The following is a 25946-nucleotide window of genomic DNA, read 5'->3' as shown; positions in this document are numbered from 1 at the left end:
CTCAGTTATAACGACGGAACACAGGTCGGATAGCGCGGCCTTCTAAGTAACCCCCTACACCATCTTCCAAAGCCTTCCGATATACCTGCAAGCTTGCGCGGACCGCTGTTAGGGTAAGATCTAATTCCTCATTACCATGCTGGTAACACAAGGCCATCCAGGGAATCAAGACCTTGTTACGAATCATCTCCTGGTGAAATAGAGTCCGGAATTCAAGGGAAACCTCGCCCTTGGCGTCCCGAGTAACGTAATTGGGGGAGCAAGGATATCCCTCCACTTGAAAAGCGGATTCGATGCCTAGTTCTCTGGCCACATCATTCATTCCGTTCACCAACTTTTCGCCGTAGGCCCAGAGGTGCTCCACGACACCCAATTCCTTATAACACTGGATAGTCTTTAATAGAGCGCCCATGCCGCACATCTCCGCACCATGGGTGGTACTGACCAGAAAAGTACGCTCCATTCCGTCCTGCTTAATACCGCCCAGCTCCATAATCTCGCGCTTACCTGCAAGCGCCGCGACAGAGAAACCGTTAGCCATACCCTTGCCAAAGGTACAAAGATCCGGCTGAACATCGAATAAGACCTGGGCTCCCTGAAGATGAAACCGGAAGCCAGTGATCATTTCGTCAAGGATAAACACCGCTCCATTCAAGTGGCAAAGATCTCGTACCTTCTGCAGAAAGCCATCCTTGGGAGGTACCGCCGCGGCAGGCTCGAGGATCACGCAGGCAATCTGGCCAGGATTCTCTGCGAAAAGGGCGCTTAGGGAGGTGATGTCATTGTAACTGAATTTCTTAGTGAGTTCCTGGAATGCTTCTGGAACGCCTTTAGGAAGGGCCGTGGCCCCGATAAACCAGTCGTCATAAGAGAAGAAAGGATGCTGGGCGCAAATAGCCACCAAGGAACGGCCAGTATAGGAGCGTGCCAGCTTTACTGCGGCTGTAGTAACCGTAGATCCGTTCTTCCCAAATTTGACCATCTCTACGGAAGGAATTAGGTTGCAGAAGGCCTCTGCGGCCTCCAACTCTACTATCGAAGCGCGAGTAAGGTTATTGCCATAGAGCGCCTGCTCCATGGCAGCCATGACGACGGGCTCGTAACCATAACCAATGGTCACCGCTCGGAGAGCCATGCCATAATCGAGATAGCGGTTGCCGTCTGGATCCCATACATAGGCCCCCTTGGCCCGCTGTAGGATATGGGGTGCATTAGAAGGATATTGATCATCGCCGCGGCTGTAAGTGTGTCCGCCACCAGGAATAACACGATTCAAACGCTGGGAATAATTCATATACCCATCCAACCTAGTTAAGGGCCTCGCAATGGGCCAGTTTTAACTCCAGTAAACGCTCAATTAGCAATAAATCAACAACATCGTCTACTTCAAAGGATTTCCACTTGGGGACTTCAAACGGAACAGTCCATTCATGATAAAAAGAGCGCTGAGTTCTAAAAAGGGATACTTTTGAGATGTAGATGGAGCCCTCGAAAAAATAAAGATTATCAAGCTCCTGTCTACGCTTGAAGACAAAACGCTCACTGTTGAACGGACGGACGAATCCGTTCTCAAGCTGACAAAGGAAAGCCGGATGGGCTGCTTCCGTTCGGCAAACACCTACCAAGCTTCCATTTTCTTGCCGAGCCTCAATGACCTCGAGAGCCAGATCCACATCCTTCGCGTCTCGCAAGGGACTGGTAGGCTCCAGCATCACCAAATAATCTGCCTGGACATTGCGGTTCACCTCCATCCAATCCAGGGCATGAAGCATCACCTCCGCGTGGCCGGCAGTATCTGAGGCCAGGCTATCGGGACGAAGAAAAGGGGCCTCAGCGCCATGGCTTTCTGCCACCGCCGCAATCTCAGGAGAATCAGTACTGACGACTAGATAATCTACATAGCGGCTTTGAAGCCCAGCTTCTATGGACCAAGCCAGTAACGGCTTGCCCGCCACCGGACGAATATTTTTACCTGGTAATCCCTTGCTGCCGCCCCGCGCGGGAATAACCGCCAACACTATCTTCCCATGGATCATATTCTACATCCTTATGCAAACACTGTACTCATGGACATGCTTACTTCAGCACCTCTCTCATCATGATCTCGACCAAACCGTCGAATTTTACTTTGGGCCGCCAGCCGAGTTTTTGCTGAATCTTTGTAGGATCACCGACAAGAAGGTCAACTTCAGTCGGGCGGAAGTACCACGGGTCGATCAGGATCACACTTCTTCCGGTGGAGGTATCAATAGCCTTCTCTTCTACTCCCTCCCCTTCCCAGGCAAGGCTTTTCCCAGTAAAGGCGAAGCACTTCTCGATAAACTCCTTTACTGTGTGGGTCTCCCCCGTCGCCACGACAAAATCATCCGGACGGTCATGCTGGAGCATCATCCACATGGCCTCCACATAATCGGGAGCATAGCCCCAATCCCGCTTAGCATAGATGTTCCCCATATAGATTCGATCCCGCTTGCCCTGTACGATGTCGCGCACCCCTAGAGCAATTTTTTGAGTCACGAAGCTGTCGCCGCGTCGTGGAGATTCATGATTGAACAAGATTCCGTTGGAAGCGAAGATGTCATAGGCCTCCCGATAATTCACCGTGGCCCAGTAGGCATAGAGCTTGGCCACCCCGTAGGGACTCCTGGGATAGAACCGTGTGGTCTCCCGCTGCGGAGTCTCGTCCACTTTACCGTACAGCTCGCTCGTAGAAGCTTGGTAGAACTTCACGGAATTCTGCATTTTGAGGATTCTGATTGCCTCGAGAAGTCGGAGGGTTCCTATCGCATCCGCGTTGGCCGTGTACTCGGGCGTCTCAAAGGAGACGCGAACATGGCTCTGCGCGGCCAGATTGTAGATCTCGTCGGGTTGCAACTCCTGTAGCAGTCGGACGAGATTTGAAGAATCCGTCATATCGCCGTAGTGAACAAAGAATCGATTCCCCTTTTCGTGGATATCCTGGAGCAGATGATCAATCCGTAGCTTCACCTCCAGGCTGGATCGCCGTGCGAGGCCATGAACCTCATATCCCTTTTCAAGCAACAACTCGGCAAGGTACGACCCATCTTGTCCGGTAATACCTGTAATAAATGCCTTTTTACTCATGAGGTTGCTCCGGCGCAAATACGGACTTCTTTGCAGATCTCAAGGACATCCTCGTCCCGAAGTAAGTGATAGGAGGGAAGGTTGAAGCCCCGCGAAGAAATATCCACCGTCACCGGCGAGTCCTCCTGGCTGGGGTAGAAAGGCATGGAGTGGACCGGCAGGAAGAAGGGTCGCGTCTCAATTCCCGCGCGATTCAGTCCCAACATAACGCGTTCACGAGTCCCTGCATCCCGAGCCATGAGACTCACCATCCAGTGGGATGAGCGGCAACCCTCTTCGATCCGCTGGAAGGTGAACCATTCCTCCAGATTCTCGCGGTAAAGGTCCTGGATCTCTCGCTTCCTTTCCAAGATTCGGTTCAACCTCTCCATCTGAGCGCAACCTATGGCGGCCTGAATGTTAGTCATCCTATAATTGAACCCTAGGAGATCATGGAAGTAGCGAGTCGTCTCTGAATTCCCCTGGTTCCTGAGTTGACGAATGACGCCGGCGGAATGGTCGTCATCCGTGACAACCATCCCGCCCTCGCCAGTGGTAATGGTCTTGTTTCCGAAAAAGCTCAACACTCCGATATTGCCCAGATTCCCCGCCCTGCGATTACGATATTCAGCCCCCAAAGATTCTGCGGCATCCTCAATGACTACGAGATCACGCTGCCTCGCAAGCTTAAGGATGGGATCCATATCCGGCGGCATCCCATATACGTCGACTGTCATGATCGCCTTGGTACGCGGAGTGAGGCACGGCAAAATTTGCTCAACACCCATATTCCACGTTTCGGGATCAACATCCGCTAACACTGGAACAGCCCCTGCATAGCGCACTGCATTCGCGCTGGCGATATATGTAAAATCGGGCAGAATCACCTCGTCGCCAGGGCCAATCCCAGCAGCTAGGACGGCCAGATGAAGCGCCACAGTTCCATTCATGACCGCGATAGCATGGCGAACTCCCACATACTCGGCCACCCGTCGTTCAAACTCTTCAATGAAGCGTCCTCGAGATGAGATCCAGGTACTGTCGAGGCACTCGAGGACAAGTTCCTTCTCCCGAGTGGTAATTTCTGGTAAATAAATCGGGTATTTCATCGAGAGATGACTCCGTGCGGGGGAGGGCAGTCCAGACCTTCGACCAGTCTATGAGAATGACTAATGGTCGGAAGGTCCCTATAAACTTCGAGCGTGATATGACGAGAGAGAAATCGCGTTTTTGCGAGAACTTCGAGGACATCCGATTCGGATAGTAAACCATCGTTAGTATCCTCGAATCCATCATTGTCGCTAATATGAACATATTCCGCTTCTGTCAGGAAGCGCCGTGCTTGGGCCTGAAAATCTAATCCCAGAGAACCGCAAGTAACCTTTAGGTGAGCCAAGTCCACAAGAAGGTCGAAAGAGTACTTAGCGCGTAGACGTTCAGCATCCTCCCAAGTCAATAGCATAAAGGGGATCACTTGAAAGGTAATGAAATTCGCCCGGCCCAAAACATTGTTCTCAATAAACAGTCGGACTCCCAAGCGCTCCCCCTCTCTTGCAACACGCTCATGACCTTGGAAATAAAGTAATTCAGCTAATTCTGTAGATGCTGCCGTACGAGCATCCAATGGTTTACCGATCTCATTCGGCTGAATTTCCACATAGAATCCCGCATGATAGGAATAAGTATCAGAGCCGAGGTCAGCGGCATGTCTAATCGCATCCAAATGAAATGCAATACTGCGTTGACGAAGGTTCTGATCCTGCGACGCCATATTGAGAACGAAGTGGCGTTCCGGGGGGGGGAAATAATTATGGCACCGATAGGTAAGATTGTATAATCGAGCAAGTTTGAGTAAATCATTCTTCCAAGACGGATAATATTGCGTCCCTCCGCTCAGTTCAATGTTCGTGAATCCCGCTTCAGCTAGAAAAATAACCGCTTCATCAATTTTACGCGCCCGAACACATGATGTAGAAACAAAAATCATTTAATTTTCCTTGCTGGGACTCCAGCATATATACCAGCTTCTATAATATCTCTAGTGACGGCGCCGTTGATACCCACCGTCACTCCAGCTGCGATAGATACACAGTCCCGCACCACCGCCCCCGCCCCGAGGAAACATCTATCCCCAAGTTTTGCGCGCCCGCATAGAACTGCGTTTATGGAAACATGGCAGAATTCTCCCACTACAGCCTCGTGTTCAATCACCGCTCCCGTATTAATCAGTGTCCCTCGCCCAATTTGCGCACCCGCATTTATCACGGTCCCTCCCATAATCTGAACATAGTCTCCCAGTATAATACCAGCCTCCAGAATGGCACTAGGATGAATGATAGGGGTTAAATCTAACTGGTTTGCAAATCGTTCGGCAAAATTCGCTCGACTGGCAATATCACCACAAGCTAGGATTACATTGGCATCTGTAGGAACTTGATGAAGCCCACCTACGACCGGAACCCCCAAAATGTACTCCTGATCGCCGCGAGAAACATCGTCATAAATGCCTACAACCCTTACGCCGTTCAGGCGTAAGGTCGTAAGTACGACACGGGCGTGCCCTCCAGCTCCAACCAAAACAGTTTCACTCATAGCTCGATGATGTCACCTTTACGGAAAGCCTGCCGGGTTTTTTGGCCCATAATATTATGATAATAGGCCGGAGAGATCCCTTTTCCTCCAGTTCGCATTGCTTTCAGGTTATTCTCCGTCAGGATCTCCCCTTGAGCGATATCCCTGCTAGCAACCATTGCTTTTTGAAGAGCTTTTCTCGTCTGCAATTCAGATAAATTGGGCATTTTAATTGCACTACCCAAATAAGTTTCAACTCTGCGTACCATGGTCACAAAAGCCTTAAATTCATCGGGATCGAGAGATGCGCGATGATCTGGCCCAGCTAAAGACTTGTCAAGAGTGAAATGTTTCTCGATTACCTTCACTCCAAATGGGATGGCAAAGGGAGCAGCCCCAATTCCTTGAGTGTGGTCGGAATAACCAAGAAGGATGTCATAGGATTCCCTAAAGGTATCGAGAACCGCTAAATTTGCCTCATCATCTTGGATAGGATAATTTGCTGTACACTGGAGCAAAACAACATCTCGATTAAATGGATGAATTTCGGTGAGCGCTAGATCTACTTCAGCCTGATAAGCCATGCCAGTGGACAGTAGCATTGGCTTACCCTTCTGAGCCACCCTTCGGAGATATGGAAGATTAGTAATGTCCGTGGAAGCAATTTTATAGGCAGGCATATCCAACCTATCAAGTTCTGCAAGGCTCACTTCATCAAATGGAGTGGTTAAAAAGGTGATCCCAATTTGTTTACATATTGATTGGAGATTGGCCGTTTGTTCAATTGAAAGCTCTAATTTTCTCAGCATCTCATATTGGGTTTCTCCCGAACCCGTAGTTTCCAACTGATAGGGCGCCTTTTCGACCCCGGGAACGATTAATTCATTGGCCTTAAAGAACTGAAATTTAACCGCATCTGCCCCCGCATCTTGTGCAATCTCAATTAATTCCCTCGCACTTGCAAGGTTCCCTCCATGATTTACCCCAGCTTCGGCAATTATAAAAATGGGGGCAGTTTGCCCCAATTTTCGCCCTCCCAAGCAGATCTCTCGATTGAAAGCCAGATCCCTCATTCTCATATTACTCTCCTTTCTATTAATCACACTCCACCATGATTACAAATCATCGTCATTTTTTCCACCTGAAGCAAGAGTGATATCGCTCTTCGCCCCCTTCTCCCCAAAAAAGACAAGATGTTTGTAAATTTCAAGCAATTGGTTGGCATTTTTTAGGGGCTCAAAATTTTCTTCTGCTAGGGCCTTGGCATTATTTCCCATGCGAATCACTTCTTCAGGATTTTCAGAAAAATATCTAATCGCAGCTGCCAATTGTTCCGGATCTCTTGCAGGAATCGCTAGCCCTGTTTCCCCATGGACCAATGTATCAGCCTGCGGCTGATTCACAGCAACGATCGCTGGCACATACGAAAAAGCCGCCTCAAAAACAGGTCTTCCGGGCGCATCGTAATGCGAAGGGAAAGCAATTACATCAATACCCTCGTAAACACGCTGAATATCCTTGGTCCCTCCAAGCAGATGGAAATAATCATTCATATCATATTGAATTATTCGATTTTCCAACTCCCTCTGAACATTTTGAGCCAGTCCCGCTCTTGATAATAACCAAGCCTTGAGACCTGTATCTGGGATGGTGACCCAACCTACAATAAGAAATTCGACATCAACTTTCTGGCTCTTAAGAATTCGCGCGGCGTCCAGGAGATCAAATATTCCCTTAGAATGATGTAAGTTGCCAACAAATCCCACTTTTAGAGAACTCGAACGCAATTTTTTCAGTTTTTCCTCAAAAACTAGATCAGATTCAAGCATATATTTTGGAGTGAAGGAATTATGAATAACCTCAACTTTCATATGCGGTGGAATCGAAGCCCGTGTATTTTCATCAATAGCTATTACCACTTCTGCCTGCTTCGCCAATACCCTATTGAGCCATTTTGTCCTCTTCAGCCCATGCCCTGACTCTACCACAGACCGAATATGAACAACCAAAGGAACGCGAAATAAAATCTTTGCCAATAAAGCGGGGAATATATAAACAAACTCGTTAACATGAATTAAATCGACCTTCTCCCATCGGAAATATGCTCTAAAAACTGCGACGATTGATAGGGGAATATAAGCCAGTTCACGTAGCAGCACTAACCAGCGTAATCCACGATAGAAGCCGTATCGGGTATTATCAAATTTTGTCAATCCATGAGTATTAATAGCATCCTTCGCTACCAATTTATAAAAATCAAATGCTGTTCCGTGTGCTGCGATAAAATAAGGTTCTACTGCTTCAACAGATAAGGCACGTACGGCCTCAAAAAGGCTTCGCGAGGCTCCTCCAAAAGGCCCATCTCCATCAATATATAATACTCTAATTCTCACGATTCACCTAATTTCCTGCTCTCATACTAATAAAATTTAAATCCGGCTCCAAATAGCATTTGTCCACTCACAAGAATTTCAATTGAATCTATAGGCATCGCCGAATAGCAAAAGCTATCCTACGCTGAATCTCCTCCGTTATTTCTGGCCAGATAGGCAGACTCAGAATTTTCTGTGATGTAGCCTCGGCCACCGGACATGTCACAACTGCATGAGAGTCCTGATAAAGCTTAAGCTTATGGCAGGGCACGGGGTAATAGACCATCGTACTGATGCCGCTTTCCTGGAGGCTGGTTTGTACCTCATCTTGGCGATCTTCGGGAATCAGTACGGAGTATTGATGGAAGACATGTCCATGGATAACTTCCGGTGAAATTAATCTAGGCACGTTCTCAAGCAACCCTTTATAGCGATCGGCAGCTCGGCGTCGAGCGGTATTCCATATATCAATATGAGGAAGTTTCACCCTCAGCATCGCCGCATGTAATTCATCAATACGCGAGTTGTACCCGACCGTCTCGTTGAAATACTTCTTCCGGCTCCCATGGACCCGAAGCATGCGCGCTGTGGCGGCTAGTTCCTCGTCGTTGGTAACCATCATGCCGCCATCCCCAAAAGCGCTGAGATTCTTGGTGGGGAAGAAACTGTAACAGCCAAAGATACCCATGGATCCCGTATGCCGCCCCTTCCACTTGGCCCCGAAGCTTTGGGCACAATCCTCCACCACCTTCAGCCCGTGTCTGTCGGCAATGGCCAGAATGCGATCCATGTCGCAAGGGCGACCGAAAAGGTGCACAGGAATGATGGCCTTGGTGCGCGCCGTGATAGCCGCCTCGATGAGGTCGGGGTCGATGTTGAACGAATCTTCTTCGATGTCCACGAAAACCGGCATCGCACCCACATGGCTGATGGCCTCGGCAGTAGCAAAGAAAGTGAAGGGGGTGGTGATGACCTCGTCCCCGGGCCCGACGCCGAGGGCCCGAAGGGCGATGTACAGAGCATCCGTACCGGAGTTCAGACCGATGGCATGCTTCACGCCCAGGTAGGCGGCCGCCTCTTCCTCGAAGGCCTTCACTTCGGGCCCCATGATGAAGTGGCCGGACTTCATGACCCGCTCGAAGGCGGCCTGGAGTTCCGGCCACAGGCTTTCGATCTGCGGCTTCAGATCGAGAATGGGTATTTGCGTCTGCGCACTCATCAATCCACCTTGCCCACAAGGCCCTGGGCGTGCTTCCTGTACTTCTGGCCATAGCTGGTTGTCGCCTCGCCCCTGTCATCAAAAGCTAGGCGCTCCCCACGCTCGCACATATACCCAATGATCCGGGCCGGAACCCCTGCCACCATGGCATAAGGGGGAACATCCTTCGTCACCACGGCCCCCGCGGCCACGAAAGCGCACTCATGAAGAGTGATCCCGCACACGATAGTAGCATTGGCGCCGATGGAGGCACCCCGCTTCACGCGGGTGGTCCGGTAGTCTTCACTGGTATTGCGGGGAAAGAGACAGCGGGGGGTGGTCACATTCGTGAACACCATGCTGGGACCGCAGAACACATAGTCCTCAAGGATTACACCCTCGTAGAGACTCACATTATTCTGGATCTTACAGTGATCGCCGATGGTGACACCATTGGCCACCATGACATTCTGGCCCAGAATGGAATGCTTTCCGATGACGGCCTGGGGATAGACATGGCAGAAGTGCCAGATCTTGGTGCCTTCGCCCAGTTGGGCGCCCTCATCGACGACGGCGGTGGGATGTGTGTAGGCGGGTTTCTCCATGGCGAGTTCCTTAGAGCAGCACAACATTGGCCTTGGATCCTTCTACCCGCTTCAGGGCGTTCCGGGTGTCGAGGATGCGGGTGGAGATTTTTAACACCAGCGCGTAGTCCACAGCCGTATGATCGGTGAGGATCACCACCAGATCAGCCTTCCGCAGAGTCTCCTCAGTGAGGAGCACGCTACGCAGGTCATGGCTGTGCTCCGTGAAGTGCGGAATGTGGGGATCATGGTAGGTGATGATCGCCCCTCGCTGAATCAGCAGGTGCAACACTTCCGCACTGGGACTTTCCCGGGGGTCGTCGATGTCCTTCTTGTAGGCCACGCCCAGGATGAGGATCTTAGCGCCCCGGAGCCCTTTCCCCTGATCGCTGAGAAGCCGCATGGCTTTGTCCGCCACGAATTCCGGCATCCGACGATTGATCTCTCCGGCTAGGGCGATGAACCGGGTGTTGAAGTTGAATTCTCTCGCCTTCCACTCCAGATAGTGGGGGTCCAGCGGAATGCAATGTCCGCCTACGCCGGGTCCCGGATAAAATGGCATGATGCCGAAAGGTTTAGTGAAAGCCGCATCGAGCACTTCCCACACACTCAAACCCATACGATCACAAAGCAGGGTCAGTTCGTTCACCAAGGCGATATTGACCGCCCGGAATGTGTTCTCGAACACTTTCGTCATTTCTGCGGTGGCCGCACTGCTCACCGGCACGATGTTGAGGATCGTCTTCCGATATAGCGCCACCGCCACCTCCCGGCTCGCAGGATCGGAAGCTCCCACCACCTTGTTGGTGTTCTTGGTGGTGTAGCGCCGGTTGCCCGGATCCACCCGTTCGGGACTGTGTGCCAGGAAGAAGTCCACGCCAGCCTTCAACCCCGATTGTTCGAGGATAGGCTTCATAACCTCATCCGTGGTCCCCGGATAAGTGGTGCTTTCCAAGCTAATGAGCTGGCCAGGTCGGAGACGCTTGGCGATATCTCGCGTGACCGCCTCGATGTATTGCAGATCCGGAGTCAGGTTCTTAGTGAGGGGCGTCGGGACGGCGATAATCAGCACGTCCATATCCCCCAGGCGCTCCATATCCGTGGTGGCCTCAATGAAGCCGCCAGCCACCAAGGTCTGCAATTCACGGTCGTCGACGTCCCCGATGAAGTTCTCCCCTCGGTTCACCAACCCCACCCTGTGGGCACTCCGGTCAAACCCCAGGACTCTGAATCCCACCTTGCCTTTCTCCACGGCGAATGGAAGACCTACATATCCCAGCCCGATCACGCCGACTTTGGCAGTGACTGATTCGATCTTCTCCAGAAGGTTCTGGACGAGTTCTCCGGTTGGCATGACCGCGTTCTCCATGGATCACCCGCGCCCAAGCGGGACGCTCTGCGGCACGTAGTGGAGATGAACCTCCTTACCTGTGAAGGCAGATTCATACAGTGCATTGATGATCTCCAAGGACTTTCGGCCTTGAAGTCCATCCAGCATGGACCGCTTTCCGGAATCCAGGCAGGCCAACATGTCCTCGTAGAAGGGCTTGTGGCCGAATCCATAGACATTCGGCGGATCCGTGATGGCTCTCTGGGCCTCCTCATCCTCGTGGGATGGTTCCACAAAATTCCAGGTCACCATTCGGTTGACACTGAAGCCCCCGACAACTACGGAGCCCTTTTCACCCAGCACCGAGATGCTGCCTTCCAGATCCTTAGGTCGAGTGGCGGTCGTGGCCTCTACCACACCCAACGCTCCGTTCTTGAACTTGAGGACGGCCACCCCCGTATCCTCCGCCTCGATGTTGACGAGCCGCGTGGAGATGTAGGACTTGACCGATTCCACAGGCCCCAATAGCCACTGGAGCAGGTCGATATGATGGCTGGCCTGGTTAGTGAAAACCCCGCCGTCCAGCTTCCAGGTTCCCCGCCACGCCGCCTGGTCATAGTAGTCTTGGCCCCGGGACCATCGGATACGGACGGTTCCCAGAACCATTTTACCGAAGCGGCCCTGGTCAACTGCTCGTCGGAGCTGTTGGATGGCTGGATTGAACCGGTTCTGCTTCACCACGAACAGCCGAGTCCCATGGGTCTCACAGCTTTCGATGAGCCGATCTGCGTCCTCAAGTGTGAGCGCCATGGGCTTTTCCACTACGAGAACCGGCACATGAGGGGCAAGAAGACACCCCACGTCAGGATGGGAACCCGAATCAGTCAGGATGCTGACGACATCGGGCTTCTCCCGCTTCACCATCTCCAGCGCATCAGTGTAGTAGGGAATGCTCAGTGGGCCTGCAGTGGTACGGGCCCGCTCCTCTAGGAGGTCACAAACAGCCACGAGGCGGAGATTTGACATTTGGGTCAGCACTTGCACGTGGCGAAGCGAAATCCGTCCACAACCCACTAATGCGATGGTCTTCACGCGGACTCCCCCTCGGACTCTTTCGACGATTCAAACAGGCGACCCTTGATCCACCTGCGGTTCTCAAATCCCCATACAACGAGACCAGCCAGGAAAGCCCAGGCGATCACCAACTGACTTCTTGCAGGTCGGCTCTTTTCGATGGGAAGATTGCCCGGATCCAAGACATTTAGAATGGGAATATCGTTCTTTTCTTCAAGCAGGGCTTGTTCACGGTTGAGGGCAAGGGTCGTAATGAGTTGCTGGCGGAGGCGGAGTTCACCTTCGAGACGAGCCCCTTTGAGACGAACGCCCGGATCCGCACTGCCCAAGTAGTTCCGATTGCTTTCAAGAAATGTTCGGAAAGCGTTTTCAGCTTCTTCGAACTCTCGGCGAGCGTCGGCAAGACGAGCATCCGCAAAGGCGGCCTTGGCTCCCCCATGAGTTCTCCCCTTTTCCTGGAGGAATACCTCGAGCAGCTTGCTCGCACGAAGGACGACAGCCCAAGAGAGTTCTGGTGACCTGGTCTCCGCGCTGATGGAGATGACCTTGGACTTGAGATCCCGCGAAGAAGAGAGAACCTTACCAAGCGCCTGAAGCGCCATATCTGTATTCTTGGCCTCCAAATAGACCGAGAGTGTCCCCTTCACAACACGCTCAGAACCAAATCGCCAGGTGCGCATGGGGTACTGAAATTCACTCTGCAGGAGCTGCTCCCGAAGCCATCGGCTGTTGAGGATATCTACAAAATTGGCGTCGTTGCCCTCAGCGCCGGGAACGCTGACGCCGAAGGCGGCCGCGGCACTGGCCAATCCTCCGAGATTCCCCCCTAGCCCCTTCGATTCCACCGGCAGGAGACGCGCTTCCGAGCGGTAGTAGTTCGGCATGAAGAGGGCGATGAGGGCGGCGAAGACGCCTGCGGCCAAAGCCCACTGGAGGGGCCGCTTCAGGCTGGCTTTGAGATCCAGGACTGGAGATTCGGGCATCTCGGACATAAGGAAACAGGTTACCAGAGTCTCAACAAAGACGCTCTCACGCTTCTCGGAACGGAGAGCACAAAAAAGGGGCGGGATCGCTCCCGCCCCTGAAAAAGTGCTGTGAAGATTTCGGCTACAGATCCTCGCCGTCGATCTCCGTCATGCCCTGCAACTCTTCGACATGCTGGGCCATGCGGGCGTATTCGTCGTCGAAGTCCTCGCCGTTGGCGAATTCGTTGAGGGTGGGTTCGGGGTACTCGCCCTCTTCGATCTCGAGGTTCCGGTAATGGGCCATGCCGGTGCCGGCGGGGATGAGCCGGCCCAGGATGACGTTCTCCTTGAGCCCGCGCAGGTAGTCCACACGGCCCTCCAGCGCGGCCTCGGTGAGGACGCGGGTGGTCTCCTGGAAGCTGGCGGCGGAGATGAAGCTCTCGGAGGTCAGCGCGGCCTTGGTGATGCCAAGCAGCAGGGGCTCGCAGGTGGCGGGGGCGCCGCCGTCGCGGAGGGCCTGCTCGTTGATCTCCTTGAAGCGGTGCTTGTCGACCTTTTCCTCGACGATCAGCGGGGTATCGCCCACGTCGGTGATCAGGACCCAGCGCATCATCTGGCGGATGATCACCTCGATGTGCTTGTCGTTGATCACCACGCCCTGGGCCCGGTAGACCTCCTGGACCTCATTGACGAGGAAGGCCTGGAGGGCCTTGTCGCCCTGGACCTTGAGGAGGTCGTGGGGGCTGACGGCGCCCTCGGTGAGCTTCTCGCCGGCGCGGATGTCGTCGCCGTCCTGCACCTGGATGTGCTTCCCGCGGGGGATCAGGTACTCGCCCTTCTCTCCCGTCTCGGCCTCGACCACCACCTTCTGGTTGCCGCGGACGCGATTCCCGTACTTCACGAGGCCGGTGACCTCGCTGATGATCGCGGGATCCTTGGGCTTGCGGCCTTCGAACAGCTCCGTGACGCGCGGCAGGCCGCCCGTGATGTCGCTGGTCTTGGCCTGCTGGCGGCTGGTCTTGGCGATGACGTCGCCGGGCAGCAGTTCCTGGCCCTCTTCCACTTCGATGTAGGCGCCGGTGGGGATGTTGTAGCGCTTGAGCACCTTGTGGTTGTCCCCCTTGATGTTGATGTGGGGGTGGATCTTGTCGTCGGTGGGATCGATGACCTTCTTGCGGAAGTTGCCCGAGATCGGATCCTTCTCTTCCTGGTAGGAGACGTTGAGCTCGAACTCCTTGAAGTCCGCGACGCCGCCCACTTCCGTGAGCAGCACGTCGTTGTAGGGGTCCCACTCGGCCAGGATGGTGCGGGGCTCGACCTGTTCCTGGTCCTTCACCTTCAGGATGGCGCCGGAGGTGATCTTGTAGCGCTCGCGCTCGTTGCCGTCGGCGTCGGTCACCAGCAGGTAGCCGTTGCGGGTGAGGGCGACGGTCTCGCCCTTCCGGTTGACCACCGTCCGGCCTTGGAGGCCGTCGTACTTCACGATGCCGGCGATCTGGGCCTCGTGGGTGCTCTTCTCCGAGGTACGGCTCGCGGCGCCGCCCACGTGGAAGGTGCGCATGGTCAGCTGCGTGCCGGGCTCACCGATGGACTGGGCGGCGATGACGCCCACCGCCTCGCCGAGATCCACCCGGCGGCCGGTGCTCAGGTTGAGGCCGTAGCACTTGGCGCAGATGCCGCGGCGGGCTTCGCAGGTGAGGGTGGAGCGGATCTTGACCTTGGCGATGCCGCTGGTCTCGATCTTGAACGCCAGTTCTTCGGAGATCAGGGTTCCGGCGGGCGCGATGGTGATCGCCGCGTCGTAGGGATCCAGGATGTCCTCGAGGGAGACGCGGCCCATGATGCGGTCGCGCAGGCGGGAGCGGATGGTGCCGTCGCTGTTGACGATGGCCTCCACCTCGATCCCATTGAGGGTCGCGCAGTCGTCCTCGTTGACGATCACGTCCTGGGCCACGTCCACCAGCTTGCGGGTGAGGTAGCCGGAGTCGGCGGTCTTCAGGGCGGTGTCGGCCAATCCCTTGCGGGCGCCGTGGGTCGAGATGAAGTAGTCGAGGACGCTCAGGCCTTCCTTGAAGTTGGCCATGATGGGCGTCTCGATGATGTCGCCGGAGGGGCGGGCCATCAGACCGCGCATGCCGGCCACCTGGCGGATCTGCGTCTTGGAACCGCGGGCGCCGGAGTCGGCGAGGATGTAGATGGAGTTGAGGAACGTGTTGGTCTCGTTCCGCTTCTCCAGTTCCTTCATCATGTCGCTGGCCACCTGATCGCTGGTCTTGGACCAGACTTCCAGGATGCGGTTGTAGCGCGTGGAGGAGTCGAGGCGGCCCTCGTAGGCCTCCTTCTCGATGGCGCGGACTTCCTCGGTGGCGCTCTTGAGCAGGGCGGCCTTGGTGTCGGGAACGACGAGGTCGTCGATGCCCACGGACACGCCCGCGCGCATGGCCCACTGGAAGCCGGTGTCCTTCATGGCGTCCAGCATGCGGATGGTGACTTCCGGCCCGTTCAGCTTGTAGGCGCGGTTCACGAGGGAGAGCAGGCCCTCCTTCTTGAGCAGGCCGTTGATGAAGGGCAGCTCGGCGGGCAGCGAGCGGTTGAACAGGACGCGGCCCACGGTGGTGGTCTTGAGCTGGTGGTTGACGGTCTCGGCGGGCGCCTCGAAGACCTCCTGCTCGGAGTTCTTCTTGGGGTCCTTGGCGTGCCAGGCTTCGGTGTCCACCCACTCCCCGGTGTAGCGGAGCTGGATGATGGCGTGGGTGTCCACCACGCCGGCCTGGTGAGCGGCCACCACGTCGTCGGCGCGGCCGAAGACCATGCCCTCGCCCTTGCGGCCGGTGCGCTTCTTGGTGAGGTAGTAGCCGCCGAGGACGATGTCCTGGCTGGGCACCACATTCGGACGCCCGTTCGCGGGGTTGAGGATGTTCTGGGTGGACATCATCAGCACCTTGGCCTCGATCTGGGCCATGGGGCTGAGGGGGACGTGCACGGCCATCTGGTCGCCGTCGAAGTCGGCGTTGAAGGCGGTGCAGACCAGGGGATGCAGGCGGATGGCCTTGCCTTCCACCAGCACGGGCTGGAAGGCCTGGATGCCGAGGCGGTGGAGGGTCGGGGCGCGGTTCAGCAGGACGGGATGGTCCTTGATGACCTCTTCCAGGACGTCCCAGACTTCGGGGCGGCCCTCTTCGACCATTTCCTTCGCCTGGCGGATGGTGGCGGCGAAGCCCTTGTGCTCGAGCCGGTTGAAGATGAAGGGCTTGAACAGCTCGAGCGCCATCTTCTTGGGCAGGCCGCACTGGTGCAGCTTGAGGTCGGGGCCCACCACGATGACGGAGCGGCCCGAGTAGTCCACGCGCTTGCCGAGCAGGTTCTGACGGAACCGGCCCTGCTTGCCCTTGAGGGCGTCGCTGAGGGACTTGAGGGGACGGTTGCTGACGCCGCGCAGGAGGCGGCCCCGCTTGCCGTTCTCGAACAGAGCGTCCACGGCCTCCTGCAGCATGCGCTTCTCATTGCGCACGATGACGTCGGGGGCCTTCAGCTCGAGCAGCTTCTTCAACCGGTTGTTCCGGTTGATGACGCGGCGGTAGAGGTCGTTCAGGTCGGAGGTCGCGAAGCGGCCGCCGTCCAGGGGCACCAGGGGGCGCAGTTCGGGCGGGAGGACCGGGACGACGTCCAGGATCATCCACTCGGGCTTGTTCCCGGAGCGGTGGAAGGATTCCGCCACGCGCAGGCGCTTGGCGACCTTGCTGCGCTTCTGGCTGGAGGTCTCCTTCTTCATCACGTCGCGGAGCTCGATGGTGAGCGCCTCGATGTCGACCTGCTTCAGCAGTTCCTTGATGGCCTCGGCGCCCATCTGGGCCTTGAAGCCCTCACCGTGGATGCCACGGTACTCGCGGAACTTGTCCTCGTTGAGGATCTCGCCTTCCTTGAGAGGCGTGCCGCCGGATTCGGTGACGGCGTAGGCCTCGAAGTAGAGGACGCGCTCCAGGTCCTTCAGGGGGATGTCCAGGAGGTAGCCGATGCGGCTGGGGACGCCCTTGAAGAACCACACGTGGCTGACGGGGCTCGCCAGCTGGATGTGGCCCATGCGCTCGCGGCGGACGGACTTCTTGGTGACTTCGACGCCGCACTTGTCGCAGGTGACGCCTTTGAACTTCTGCCGCTTGTACTTGCCGCAGAGGCATTCCCAGTCGTTCACGGGTCCGAAGATGCGGGCGCAGAAGAGGCCGTCGCGCTCGGGCTTGAGGCTGCGGTAGTTGATGGTCTCGGGCTTGGTGACTTCGCCCTTGGACCAGGAGCGCATCTTGTCCGGGCTGGCCAGCGAGACCCGGATGCACTCGTAGGCGTTGATGTTCTGCTGTTCTGGATACATGGGAGACCTCTCGGAATGCGTCGGAAGGGGGAGGAAGGGAGAATCAGCCTTCGATGGAGAAGACCGCGGGCTCCACTTCTTCCTCGGGATCCAGCATGTCGCGCGTCAGCATCTCCACGTCGATGCAGAGGGCGTTCAGTTCCTTCTTCACGACGTTGAAGCTCTCGGGGAGGCCCGGATCCTTGATGGTCTCGCCCTTGATGATGGCCTGGTAGATCTGGGTGCGGCCGTGCATGTCGTCGGACTTGTAGGTGAGCAGTTCCTGCAGGACGTGCGCCGCGCCGTAGGCTTCCAGCGCCCACACTTCCATCTCGCCGAAGCGCTGGCCGCCGAACTGGGCCTTGCCGCCGAGGGGCTGCTGGGTGATGAGGCTGTAGGGTCCAATGCTCCGGGCGTGGATCTTGTTGTCCACGAGGTGGTGCAGCTTGAGCATGTAGACACAGCCCACGTTCACCGGCTGCTCGAAGGCCTCGCCGGTCATCCCGTCGAACAGCATGGTCTTGCCCGTGATGTCGGGCCCCAGCTTGTTGTTCTTCTCCCAGGCCTGGGTGAGGAAGCCCTTGATGTCCGCTTCCCGGGCGCCGTCGAACACGGGCGTGGAGAAGTGGACGCCCAAGGTCTTGCCCGCCCAACCGAGGTGGCATTCGAGCACCTGGCCGATGTTCATACGGGAAGGCACGCCCAGGGGGTTCAGCACGATGTCCACGGGTCGGCCATCGGGCAGGTAGGGCATGTCCTCCACGGGGAGGATGCGGCTCACGACGCCCTTGTTGCCGTGGCGGCCGGCCATCTTGTCGCCGACCTGCAGCTTGCGCTTCACGGCCACGTAGCACTTCACGGTCTTGAGCACGCCGGGCATCAGCTCGTCGCCCTTGAGGAGGCGCTCCATGCGCTCGTTCAGGATGTCGCGCAGAACCTTGAGCTGGCTCTCGGTCTTGTCCAGGATGTCCAGGACTTCCGTCTCGATGCGGTTCTTGCCCGCGGCGACGGAGACCTGCCGGAAGCGGTGGTAGGACACGGCCTCGAGCATGTTCTGGGTGAGCTTCTTGCCCTTGGGCAGCAGCTCCTTCTGGCCCTTGTCGTCGGTGAGGGTCTCGGAGAGCTCCTTGCCCTTCAGCAGGGTCACGATCTTCTTCTTGGCCTCGGCGCGGATGATGCGCTCTTCGTCGGAGAGATCCTTCTCCCACTTGGCGATCTGGTCGCGCTCGATCTGCTGGGTGCGGAGATCCTTCTCCTGGCCCTTGCGGGTGAAGACCTTGACGTCCACCACGGTGCCCTCGATGCCGGGGGGCACGGTCAGGCTGGCGTCCTTCACGTCGCTGGCCTTCTCGCCGAAGATGGCGCGGAGGAGCTTCTCTTCGGGGCTGAGAATGGTCTCGCCCTTGGGCGTGACCTTGCCCACCAGGATGTCGCCGTGCTTCACGGTGGCGCCGATGCGGATGATGCCGCTGTCGTCGAGATTCTTGAGAGCCTCTTCGCGGACCTGCGGGATGTCGCGGGTGATCTCTTCGGGGCCCAACTTGGTGTCGCGGGCGTGGACCTCGAACTCCTCGATGTGGATGGTGGTGTAGAGGTCTTCCTTCACCACGCGCTCGGAGATCAGGATCGCGTCCTCGAAGTTGTAGCCGCGCCAGGGCATGTAGGCCACGACGAGGTTGCGGCCCAGGGCCAGTTCACCGTGGTCTGTGCAGGGACCGTCGGCCAGGATCTGGCCCTCGGTGACGTACTCGCCCTTCTTCACGAGGGGCGTCTGATTGAGGCAGGTGTTCTGGTTGCTGCGGGCGAACTTGACCAACGTGTAGATGTCGACGCCGGATTCGATGCCCTCGGTTTCCGGATCGTCCTCGACCCGGACCACGATGCGGTTGGCGTCCACGGTCTCGACGATGCCGGAGCGGCGGCACACCACGCAGGCGCCGGAATCCTTGGCGGCCACGTATTCCATGCCGGTGCCCACGATGGGGGCCTCGGTGCGGATGAGCGGCACGGCCTGGCGCTGCATGTTGGCGCCCATCAAGGCGCGGTTCGCGTCGTCGTTCTCAAGGAACGGAATGAGCGAGGCGGCGACGGACACCACCTGCTTGGGGCTCACGTCCATCAGGGTGACCTTGTCGCGGGCGACGATCTTGGTCTCGCCGGCGACGCGGACCGTGACGTCCTCGTCCTGCAGGGCGCCCTCGGCGTCCACGCGGACGTTGGCCTGGGCGATCACGTGCTCGTCCTCTTCCCACGCGGAGAGGTAGAAGGCGTGCATCTCGTACTTGGCCGGGCGCTTTCCGCCCTTCGCCAGCTTCTTGTTCTCCTCCTCGAGGTCGTCGAGGCGCACCACGTCCATGTAGCCGAACTTGGAGTCGCCGACGCTGGTGACCTTGGCGAAGTGGACGATGCGGCCGTTCTCCACCTTGAGGTAGGGGCTCTCGATGAAGCCGAACTCGTTGATGCGGGCGTAGCAGGAGAGCGAGCTGATGAGGCCGATGTTCGGACCTTCAGGCGTTTCGATGGGGCAGATGCGACCGTAGTGCGAGGTGTGCACGTCGCGCACCTCGAAGCCGGCGCGGTCGCGGCTGAGACCGCCGGGTCCGAGGGCGGACAGGCGGCGCTTGTGGGTGATCTCCGACAGCGGGTTGGTCTGGTCCATGAACTGGGAGAGCTGGCTGCTGCCGAAGAACTCCTTCATGGCCGCGATGACCGGCTTGCTGTTGATCAGGTCATGGGCCTGCAGGGGGCTGTTGGGGTCCTGCGCGATGCTAAACTTTTCCTTGATGGCGCGCTGGACGCGCACCAGGCCCACGCGGAAGCCGTTCTCCAGGAGTTCGCCCACGGACCGGACGCGACGGTTGCCCAGGTGGTCGATGTCGTCCGCGCGCACGGGGGCGATCTCGCCGATGTCCTGGCGGGTGGTGTCGTACTTCTTCAGGCGGAGCAGGTAGTGGACGGTCTTGACGAAGTCGTCGGTGCCCAGCGTGCGGAAGTCGAGGTCCGTGGACAGCGCCAGCTTGGCGTTGATCTTGTGGCGGCCCACCTTGCTGAGGTCGTATTTCTGGCCATCGAAGAACATCCCGAAGAGCAGCTTCTTGCTGGACTCCAGGGTGGCCGGCTCGCCGGGACGGATCTTCTTGAAGAGCTCCTTGGCGGCCTCTTCGCTGTCCTCGGTGTGATCCTTGGCCAGGGTCTCGGAGAACACCTTGCCCGTGGCGTCGGCCTCGGGGAAGCAGACGTCGAAGGACTGCACATCGTTGGCCAGGAACATCTCGAGGTGCGTCTGAAGGAAGGGCTCATTGGCTTCCATGAGCACTTCGCCGGTGCCCATGTTCACCACGTCCTGCAGCAGAACGGCGCCGTCGAGCATCTCCCGCTCCACGGGCACGTCCTTGATCCCCGCCTTCTCCATCTGCTCGAGAACGCGGCGGGTGATCTTCTTGTCCTTGGCCAGGATCTCGTCCTTGGTCTTGGGATGCTTCACGGCCTCGCCGAGCTTGCGGCCCACGAGGAGGTCGCTCACGGCGACGCTCAGCTTGCCCTTCTTGAGGAAGAAGGTGGCCGGCGTGTAGAAGTGCCGGAGCATGGCCTCGTTGTAGCTGAGGTCCTCGCTGAACAGGCCCAGGGCGCGCATGAAGGTGGCGCCGAGGAACTTGCGCTTGCGATCGATGCGGGCGTAGAGCAGGCCCTTCGCGTCCAGCTCGAACTCGATCCAGGATCCGCGGTAGGGGATGATCTGGGCGCTGTAGAGGCTCTTGTCCGACGCGATGCTGAAGAAGACGCCGGGGCTGCGGTGCAGCTGGCTCACGATCACGCGCTCGGTGCCGTTGATGATGAACGTGCCGCGGTCGGTCATGATCGGCAGGTCGCCGAAGTAGACTTCCGAATCCTGGCTCTGCTTGAAGCGGCGGTTGCCCTTGTCGTCCTTGTCGAACTGATTCAGGCGCACGCGGATCTTCAGAGGGGCGGCCATGGTGGAGCCGCGCTCCACGCACTCGTCCATGCCCATCTTCTGCTTCATCGAGACGGGCTCTTGGCACACGTCGCAGATGGTGGCCGCGTTCTTGTTGCGGGTGCCGCACTTGGGGCAGTCCACCGTCGGGTCCTTGGGGTGGTCCGACACGATGCTGTGGCCGCAGTGCTTGCACTGGGTACGGAGGTGCTCGAGGCCCAAGTACTTCTCGCACTTGCAGGCCCAGTGGCCCACGGTGTAGTCGAGGAACTCGACTTCCAGGGTGGCGTCCGTGCCCTCGGGGTTCTTCCCGTTGTGGACGGGGAACATCGATTCGAACACGGCCTTGAGGCCGCGCCCTTCCCGCTCGCTGTGGAGCAGGTTCATCTGGAGGAACTCGTCGTAGCTGCGCTTCTGGATGTCGATCAGGTTGGGAATGGGAACCAGGGACCGGATCTTCGAGAAGTTGTGGCGCTGGCGGTAGATGTTCTGCTGAACACTCATGGTTCGCTCCAGATGCAGTTGGCGGAACCTTCTATGGACGACCCGCGGCGGAAGAAGCCGGTGCTGCGGGCCCTAGGCAAAGACGGCGGGACCCCCGGAGCCGCGGCCCCGGGGAAGGGATTACGGTCGGAACAGGCGAGCCGGGACGGACGCGCCGATGGCCGCTCCGCCACCGATCGGTGAAAGAAGCAGCCCGGCGGCGTAAGGAAGAAAGCGGCGACTGAGGACGATTCGCAACCAGGGGCCTTTGTGGGAGGCGGAACCACCCGAGAAGTCGGGCGGAAGGAATAATCGTACCAGATCCAGACAAAACCGCAAAGCGCAAGGTGCGGGGTGCACCCTACGCTTTGCGTCAATGCTTGGGAAGAGGCTACTTGATCTCGACCTTGGCGCCCGCGGCTTCGAGCTTTTCCTTGATCTTCTGGGCCTCGTCCTTGGCGATGCCTTCCTTGACGGCCTTGGGGGCGCCGTCGACGAGATCCTTGGCCTCCTTGAGGCCCAGGCCGGCGACGATCTCGCGGACGGCCTTGATGACGTTCAGCTTGTTCGCGCCGGCGTCAGCCAGGATGACGTTGAACTCGGTCTGCTCTTCGGCAGCGGCAGCCGGGGCGGCGCCACCGGCAGCGGGAGCGGCCATGGCGGCGGCGGAGACGCCGAAGCGCTCCTCAAGGGCCTTGACCAGATTGGCCAGGTCAAGGACGGTCATGGTTTCGATCTCAGCGATGAGCTGGTCGGCAGTGAGAGCCATGATGGCCTCCTAAATTCGAGATTGAGGTTTGGATTCGGGGGAAAGCCCCACAGCCTACTCGCCGGCCTTCTGCTTGCGGATGCCCTCGAGGGCGACCGCCAGACCGGAGATCGGGTAGGTCATGAGGTAGAGCAGCTTGGCGATCAGGACTTCGCGGCTGGGCAGCTCGGCGAGAACCTGCAGTTCCTTGGCGTCGATCTGCTTGCCGTCCATGACGCCGGCCTTGAAGGTCGCGGCCGGATTGTCCTTCAGGAAGCTATTGACGGCCTTGGCCAGGGCGATGACATCGTCGCTGGTGGTGGCCACGGCGCTGGCGCCCTTGAAGGAACCGCCGAGGGCCTCGAAGGACGTGTCCTTCACGGCCAGGCGGAGCAGGGTGTTCTTGCTGACGCGGTACTGGGCCTTGCTCTCGCGGATGCTCTTGCGGAAGGCGGTGTCCTTCACGACCACGAGGCCCTTGAACTCGATCACGACAGCCGAGGTGGCGGACGCGAAGGTTTCCTTGAGCTCGGCGACTTCGGCGATCTTCTTATTCTTTTCCATGGTCGGCCTCCTACTTCTCAACGCTTGTGGTGTTGAGGGTGACCGAGGGGCCCATGGTGGAGGCGACGTACATCGTCTTCACGTATTTGCCCTTGGCCGTGGCGGGCTTGGCCTTGTGGACGGCATCGATGAGCGCCTTGGCGTTCTCTTCCAGCTTCTCGACACCGAAGGACAGCTTGCCCACGGGCGCGTGGATGATGCCGGTCTTGTCGACGCGGTACTCCACCTTGCCGGCCTTGATCTCCTTGATGGCCTTGACCACGTCGAAGGTCACGGTGCCGGTCTTGGGATTGGGCATGAGGCCGCGGGGACCGAGGACCTTACCCAGCCGGCCGACGCCCTTCATCATGTCGGGGGTCGCGACCAGAGCATCGAAGTCGAGGAATCCGCCGGCGATCTTCTCGACCAGCTCGTCCCCGCCCACGATCTCGGCGCCCGCCGCTTCCGCTTCCTTGATCTTTTCGCCACCGGCGATGACCGCCACGCGCATCGTCTTGCCCGTTCCGTGGGGCAGGACGATGGTCCCGCGGACCATCTGGTCCGCGTGACGGGGGTCGACGCCGAGCCGCATGTGCACTTCGACCGTCTCGTCGAACTTGGCGTAGGCCGAGTCCTTGACGACCGCGAGGGCATCCTTCAGCTCATAGGGGCGATCTTCGATCTTGGCCGCGGCAGCCCGGTACTTCTTTCCAGGTTTTGCCATATTGGCTCCATTCGAACGATCTCCCGCGATGACGGTCGCGGTGGCCGGGATCGCCGCACGACGCGGCTCTCCAACAAAAACGAAAGACTAAAACGCAGCTCGCACGGGTTTGGGGACCCGCGCGAAAAACATCAGTCGATGACTTCGACGCCCATGGAGCGCGCGGAGCCCGCGATGGAACGGACGGCGGCCTCGAGACTGCCGGCGTTGAGGTCGGGCATCTTCACCTTGGCGATCTCGGCGAGCTGCGCCTTGGTGATCTTGCCGACCTTCTGCTTGTTGGGCGTGGCGCTGCCCTTGTCGAGGCCGATCTTCTTCTTGATCAGCACCGCGGCGGGCGGGGTCTTCAGGATGAAGCTGAAGCTGCGGTCGGCGAAGACGGTGATGACGACGGGCAGGGTCGTGCCCTTCTCCACCGCGCCCACGGACTTCGCGTTGAACTGCTTCACGAATTCCATGATGTTGACGCCGTGCTGGCCCAGCGCGGGACCGACGGGAGGGGCCGGGGTGGCCTCGCCCGCGGGCAGCTGCAGCTTGATGTAGCCGGTGATCTTCTTTGCCATGTCTCTACTCCCGCGGGGGATTCCGGCGCATGCCGGCGACGTCCGCCTTGAGGGCCCTGCATCCGCGTAGATGCCGACCGGGTTGAAAACGTCCCGATCCAGACGGACCGGGACGGAACAGTTTATCTGAAGAATCCGAAGAAGTCTTCAGGAAATGAAACGAAGCAGCCGGGGAATGACCCCCGGCCGGCCTCACCTCTTTTCGATCTGGATGAAGTCCAGTTCCACCGGCGTGGAGCGGCCGAAGACGGTGACCATGACCTTGATGGTGGACCGCTCTTCGTGGATCTCCTCCACGTCGCCCTCGAAGTTCGCGAAGGGACCGTCGATGATGCGAACCTTCTCGCCCTTCTCGAAGTGGTACTTCGGCTTGGGCTTCTCCTGGGTCTCTTCCGTGTGGTGCATGATCTGGCGGACTTCGTCGTCCGTCAGGGGCGTGGGGCGCTTCTTGTTGGCGCCCACGAAGCTGGTGACCTTGGGCGTGTTCCGCACCAGGTGCCAGTCGGCGTCGGCCATCTCCACAGAGCCGTCCGGCTTGCGCTCCACCTGGATCTGGACCAGCAGATAGCCCGGGAAGGACTTCCGCTTCTTGACGACGCGCTCCTTCTTTCCGGACTTGGCGTCGACCTTCATCTCCTCGTAGGTCTCTTCGGGAATCTGGATGTCCCCGAAGCTCCCGTCGCGCTCTTCCATCTTGATGCGCTGCCGGAGATGCTCCATCACCTTCGCCTCGTAGCCCGAGTAGGTGTGGATGATGAACCACTTCAACTCCCGGCCCTGGGGCTGTACGGGAATCGTCGTGTCCTGGGGGGTGCTCGCGAGATCGGTCATGGCTGCCTCCGGCTCAACGGGCCTTCAGGAAGAAGTACGCGAAGCCCTTGGAGAGAAGCCAATCCACGGACCAGAGGAACGCCCCGACGAAGACGGAAACGATCACCACCGTCCAGGTGGAAGTCATCACCTTCTCCTTGCTCGGCCAATCGACGCGGTCGAGCTCCGCGAACAGATCCTTGGCCTGCTGTTTGATGGCTCCGATCACGATGGGCCTCGCGGTAAGGATTCGGTCAGAAAAACCTGGCCCCGAGCGAGTCCGCCGGGGCCGGGAAGGTGGCAGGGGAGACAGGGTTCGAACCCGCGACCTGCGGATTTGGAGTCCGCTGCTCTACCAGCTGAGCTACTCCCCTGTGGGAACCACCCGGCGGGAAGCCGGGTGGGAACCCTCGGGACCGGAGACTACTTCGTCTCGCGGTGAACCCGATAACCGCCACAGAACCGGCAGAACTTGTTGAATTCAAGCTTGCCCGTGGTGGTCTTCTTGTTCTTCGTCGTGCTGTAGTTCTTACGCTTGCACTCTTGGCACTGCAGATGAATGATGTCGCGCATGGGGACCTCCTAAGTCGGAGGGCGGTC

The 25946-nt window shown here is 58.0% G+C and carries 22 protein-coding genes and 1 tRNA gene; all 23 read right to left on the bottom strand.

Annotated elements, in window-relative coordinates:
• Position 1: 1 nt before the first annotated feature.
• The 23 genes from RAH39_RS01740 to rpmG all read right to left on the bottom strand — a co-directional run bounded on the left by RAH39_RS01740 (position 2) and on the right by rpmG (position 25919).
• A complete protein-coding gene (locus RAH39_RS01740) occupies positions 2-1294 on the bottom strand; it encodes a glutamate-1-semialdehyde 2,1-aminomutase (protein ID WP_306591082.1) in 1293 nt (430 codons plus the stop codon).
• 13 nt (positions 1295-1307) lie between these two features.
• Positions 1308-2036 carry an acylneuraminate cytidylyltransferase family protein gene (locus tag RAH39_RS01735; RefSeq protein ID WP_306591081.1) on the bottom strand — a complete coding sequence of 243 codons (729 nt, stop codon included), beginning with the start codon at positions 2034-2036 and terminating at the stop codon, positions 1308-1310.
• Positions 2037-2076: 40 nt separating this feature from the next.
• Positions 2077-3105 (bottom strand): GDP-mannose 4,6-dehydratase, encoded by a 1029-nt coding sequence (gene gmd, locus RAH39_RS01730; protein ID WP_306591080.1) that lies wholly within the window; start codon positions 3103-3105, stop codon positions 2077-2079.
• Positions 3102-4193, bottom strand: a complete 1092-nt coding sequence (locus RAH39_RS01725) for a DegT/DnrJ/EryC1/StrS family aminotransferase (protein WP_306591079.1) — start codon at positions 4191-4193, stop codon at positions 3102-3104. Before RAH39_RS01725 ends, gmd begins: the two co-directional genes overlap by 4 nt.
• Positions 4190-5071 carry a sugar phosphate isomerase/epimerase family protein gene (locus RAH39_RS01720; protein ID WP_306591078.1) on the bottom strand — a complete coding sequence of 294 codons (882 nt, stop codon included), beginning with the start codon at positions 5069-5071 and terminating at the stop codon, positions 4190-4192. Before RAH39_RS01720 ends, RAH39_RS01725 begins: the two co-directional genes overlap by 4 nt.
• A complete protein-coding gene (locus tag RAH39_RS01715; RefSeq protein WP_306591077.1) occupies positions 5068-5676 on the bottom strand; it encodes a NeuD/PglB/VioB family sugar acetyltransferase in 609 nt (202 codons plus the stop codon). Before RAH39_RS01715 ends, RAH39_RS01720 begins: the two co-directional genes overlap by 4 nt.
• On the bottom strand, positions 5673-6728 hold the full coding sequence (locus RAH39_RS01710) for an N-acetylneuraminate synthase family protein (RefSeq protein WP_306591076.1): 1056 nt from the start codon (positions 6726-6728) through the stop codon (positions 5673-5675). The genes RAH39_RS01715 and RAH39_RS01710 overlap by 4 nt, the downstream gene beginning before the upstream one ends.
• A 42-nt stretch (positions 6729-6770) precedes the next feature.
• Entirely contained in the window at positions 6771-8048 is a 1278-nt protein-coding gene (locus RAH39_RS01705) for a glycosyltransferase family 4 protein (protein ID WP_306591075.1), read from the bottom strand.
• Positions 8049-8136: 88 nt separating this feature from the next.
• Positions 8137-9246, bottom strand: a complete 1110-nt coding sequence (locus tag RAH39_RS01700) for a DegT/DnrJ/EryC1/StrS family aminotransferase (protein ID WP_306591074.1) — start codon at positions 9244-9246, stop codon at positions 8137-8139.
• The gene (locus RAH39_RS01695) at positions 9246-9830 is read right to left on the bottom strand and encodes an acyltransferase (RefSeq protein ID WP_306591073.1); all 585 of its coding nucleotides are present in this window, start codon (positions 9828-9830) and stop codon (positions 9246-9248) included. The genes RAH39_RS01700 and RAH39_RS01695 overlap by 1 nt, the downstream gene beginning before the upstream one ends.
• A gap of 10 nt (positions 9831-9840) precedes the next feature.
• Positions 9841-11178, bottom strand: a complete 1338-nt coding sequence (locus RAH39_RS01690) for a nucleotide sugar dehydrogenase (protein ID WP_306591072.1) — start codon at positions 11176-11178, stop codon at positions 9841-9843.
• Positions 11179-11181: 3 nt separating this feature from the next.
• A complete protein-coding gene (locus RAH39_RS01685; protein WP_306591071.1) occupies positions 11182-12231 on the bottom strand; it encodes a Gfo/Idh/MocA family protein in 1050 nt (349 codons plus the stop codon).
• Positions 12228-13205, bottom strand: coding sequence for a GumC domain-containing protein (locus tag RAH39_RS01680; RefSeq protein WP_306591070.1), 978 nt, complete (start codon positions 13203-13205; stop codon positions 12228-12230). Before RAH39_RS01680 ends, RAH39_RS01685 begins: the two co-directional genes overlap by 4 nt.
• A 115-nt stretch (positions 13206-13320) precedes the next feature.
• The gene (gene rpoC / locus RAH39_RS01675; protein ID WP_306591069.1) at positions 13321-17544 is read right to left on the bottom strand and encodes a DNA-directed RNA polymerase subunit beta'; all 4224 of its coding nucleotides are present in this window, start codon (positions 17542-17544) and stop codon (positions 13321-13323) included.
• Positions 17545-17587: 43 nt separating this feature from the next.
• Positions 17588-21979 carry a DNA-directed RNA polymerase subunit beta gene (gene rpoB, locus RAH39_RS01670; protein WP_306591068.1) on the bottom strand — a complete coding sequence of 1464 codons (4392 nt, stop codon included), beginning with the start codon at positions 21977-21979 and terminating at the stop codon, positions 17588-17590.
• 370 nt (positions 21980-22349) lie between these two features.
• Positions 22350-22727 carry a 50S ribosomal protein L7/L12 gene (gene rplL / locus RAH39_RS01665; RefSeq protein ID WP_306591067.1) on the bottom strand — a complete coding sequence of 126 codons (378 nt, stop codon included), beginning with the start codon at positions 22725-22727 and terminating at the stop codon, positions 22350-22352.
• 54 nt (positions 22728-22781) lie between these two features.
• A complete protein-coding gene (rplJ, locus tag RAH39_RS01660) occupies positions 22782-23270 on the bottom strand; it encodes a 50S ribosomal protein L10 (protein WP_306591066.1) in 489 nt (162 codons plus the stop codon).
• Between the two features lie 10 nt (positions 23271-23280).
• Positions 23281-23973, bottom strand: coding sequence for a 50S ribosomal protein L1 (rplA, locus tag RAH39_RS01655; RefSeq protein WP_306591065.1), 693 nt, complete (start codon positions 23971-23973; stop codon positions 23281-23283).
• A 131-nt stretch (positions 23974-24104) separates the two neighbouring features.
• A complete protein-coding gene (rplK, locus tag RAH39_RS01650; RefSeq protein WP_306591064.1) occupies positions 24105-24536 on the bottom strand; it encodes a 50S ribosomal protein L11 in 432 nt (143 codons plus the stop codon).
• 192 nt (positions 24537-24728) lie between these two features.
• On the bottom strand, positions 24729-25367 hold the full coding sequence (gene nusG / locus RAH39_RS01645; RefSeq protein WP_306591063.1) for a transcription termination/antitermination protein NusG: 639 nt from the start codon (positions 25365-25367) through the stop codon (positions 24729-24731).
• Between the two features lie 13 nt (positions 25368-25380).
• On the bottom strand, positions 25381-25575 hold the full coding sequence (gene secE, locus RAH39_RS01640; protein ID WP_306591062.1) for a preprotein translocase subunit SecE: 195 nt from the start codon (positions 25573-25575) through the stop codon (positions 25381-25383).
• 69 nt (positions 25576-25644) lie between these two features.
• Positions 25645-25720 (bottom strand) — tRNA-Trp (locus RAH39_RS01635).
• Between the two features lie 49 nt (positions 25721-25769).
• Positions 25770-25919: a 50S ribosomal protein L33 gene (rpmG, locus tag RAH39_RS01630; RefSeq protein WP_306591061.1), complete on the bottom strand. Its 150-nt coding sequence runs from the start codon at positions 25917-25919 to the stop codon at positions 25770-25772.
• Between the last annotated feature and the right edge of the window lie 27 nt (positions 25920-25946).

The sequence above is a fragment of the Geothrix sp. 21YS21S-4 genome, from assembly GCF_030845995.1.
Taxonomy (GTDB): domain Bacteria; phylum Acidobacteriota; class Holophagae; order Holophagales; family Holophagaceae; genus Geothrix.
The sequence above is the reverse complement of the archived record's forward strand: the minus strand, read 5'-3'. Positions and strand labels throughout refer to the sequence as shown.

Bases quoted from the DNA above. Each gene is read 5' to 3' on its own strand.
- RAH39_RS01680 (WP_306591070.1), bottom strand. From the start codon at position 13,205: ATGTCCGAGATGCCCGAATCTCCAGTCCTGGATCTCAAAGCCAGCCTG.
- rpmG (WP_306591061.1), bottom strand. From the start codon at position 25,919: ATGCGCGACATCATTCATCTGCAGTGCCAAGAGTGCAAGCGTAAGAAC.
- RAH39_RS01715 (WP_306591077.1), bottom strand. From the start codon at position 5,676: ATGAGTGAAACTGTTTTGGTTGGAGCTGGAGGGCACGCCCGTGTCGTA.
- rpoB (WP_306591068.1), bottom strand. From the start codon at position 21,979: ATGAGTGTTCAGCAGAACATCTACCGCCAGCGCCACAACTTCTCGAAG.
- rplK (WP_306591064.1), bottom strand. From the start codon at position 24,536: ATGGCAAAGAAGATCACCGGCTACATCAAGCTGCAGCTGCCCGCGGGC.
- gmd (WP_306591080.1), bottom strand. From the start codon at position 3,105: ATGAGTAAAAAGGCATTTATTACAGGTATTACCGGACAAGATGGGTCG.
- rplA (WP_306591065.1), bottom strand. From the start codon at position 23,973: ATGGCAAAACCTGGAAAGAAGTACCGGGCTGCCGCGGCCAAGATCGAA.
- RAH39_RS01690 (WP_306591072.1), bottom strand. From the start codon at position 11,178: ATGGAGAACGCGGTCATGCCAACCGGAGAACTCGTCCAGAACCTTCTG.
- rplJ (WP_306591066.1), bottom strand. From the start codon at position 23,270: ATGGAAAAGAATAAGAAGATCGCCGAAGTCGCCGAGCTCAAGGAAACC.
- RAH39_RS01720 (WP_306591078.1), bottom strand. From the start codon at position 5,071: ATGATTTTTGTTTCTACATCATGTGTTCGGGCGCGTAAAATTGATGAA.
- nusG (WP_306591063.1), bottom strand. From the start codon at position 25,367: ATGACCGATCTCGCGAGCACCCCCCAGGACACGACGATTCCCGTACAG.
- RAH39_RS01710 (WP_306591076.1), bottom strand. From the start codon at position 6,728: ATGAGGGATCTGGCTTTCAATCGAGAGATCTGCTTGGGAGGGCGAAAA.
- RAH39_RS01695 (WP_306591073.1), bottom strand. From the start codon at position 9,830: ATGGAGAAACCCGCCTACACACATCCCACCGCCGTCGTCGATGAGGGC.
- RAH39_RS01740 (WP_306591082.1), bottom strand. From the start codon at position 1,294: ATGAATTATTCCCAGCGTTTGAATCGTGTTATTCCTGGTGGCGGACAC.
- RAH39_RS01700 (WP_306591074.1), bottom strand. From the start codon at position 9,246: ATGAGTGCGCAGACGCAAATACCCATTCTCGATCTGAAGCCGCAGATC.
- rplL (WP_306591067.1), bottom strand. From the start codon at position 22,727: ATGGCTCTCACTGCCGACCAGCTCATCGCTGAGATCGAAACCATGACC.
- RAH39_RS01725 (WP_306591079.1), bottom strand. From the start codon at position 4,193: ATGAAATACCCGATTTATTTACCAGAAATTACCACTCGGGAGAAGGAA.
- RAH39_RS01735 (WP_306591081.1), bottom strand. From the start codon at position 2,036: ATGATCCATGGGAAGATAGTGTTGGCGGTTATTCCCGCGCGGGGCGGC.
- rpoC (WP_306591069.1), bottom strand. From the start codon at position 17,544: ATGTATCCAGAACAGCAGAACATCAACGCCTACGAGTGCATCCGGGTC.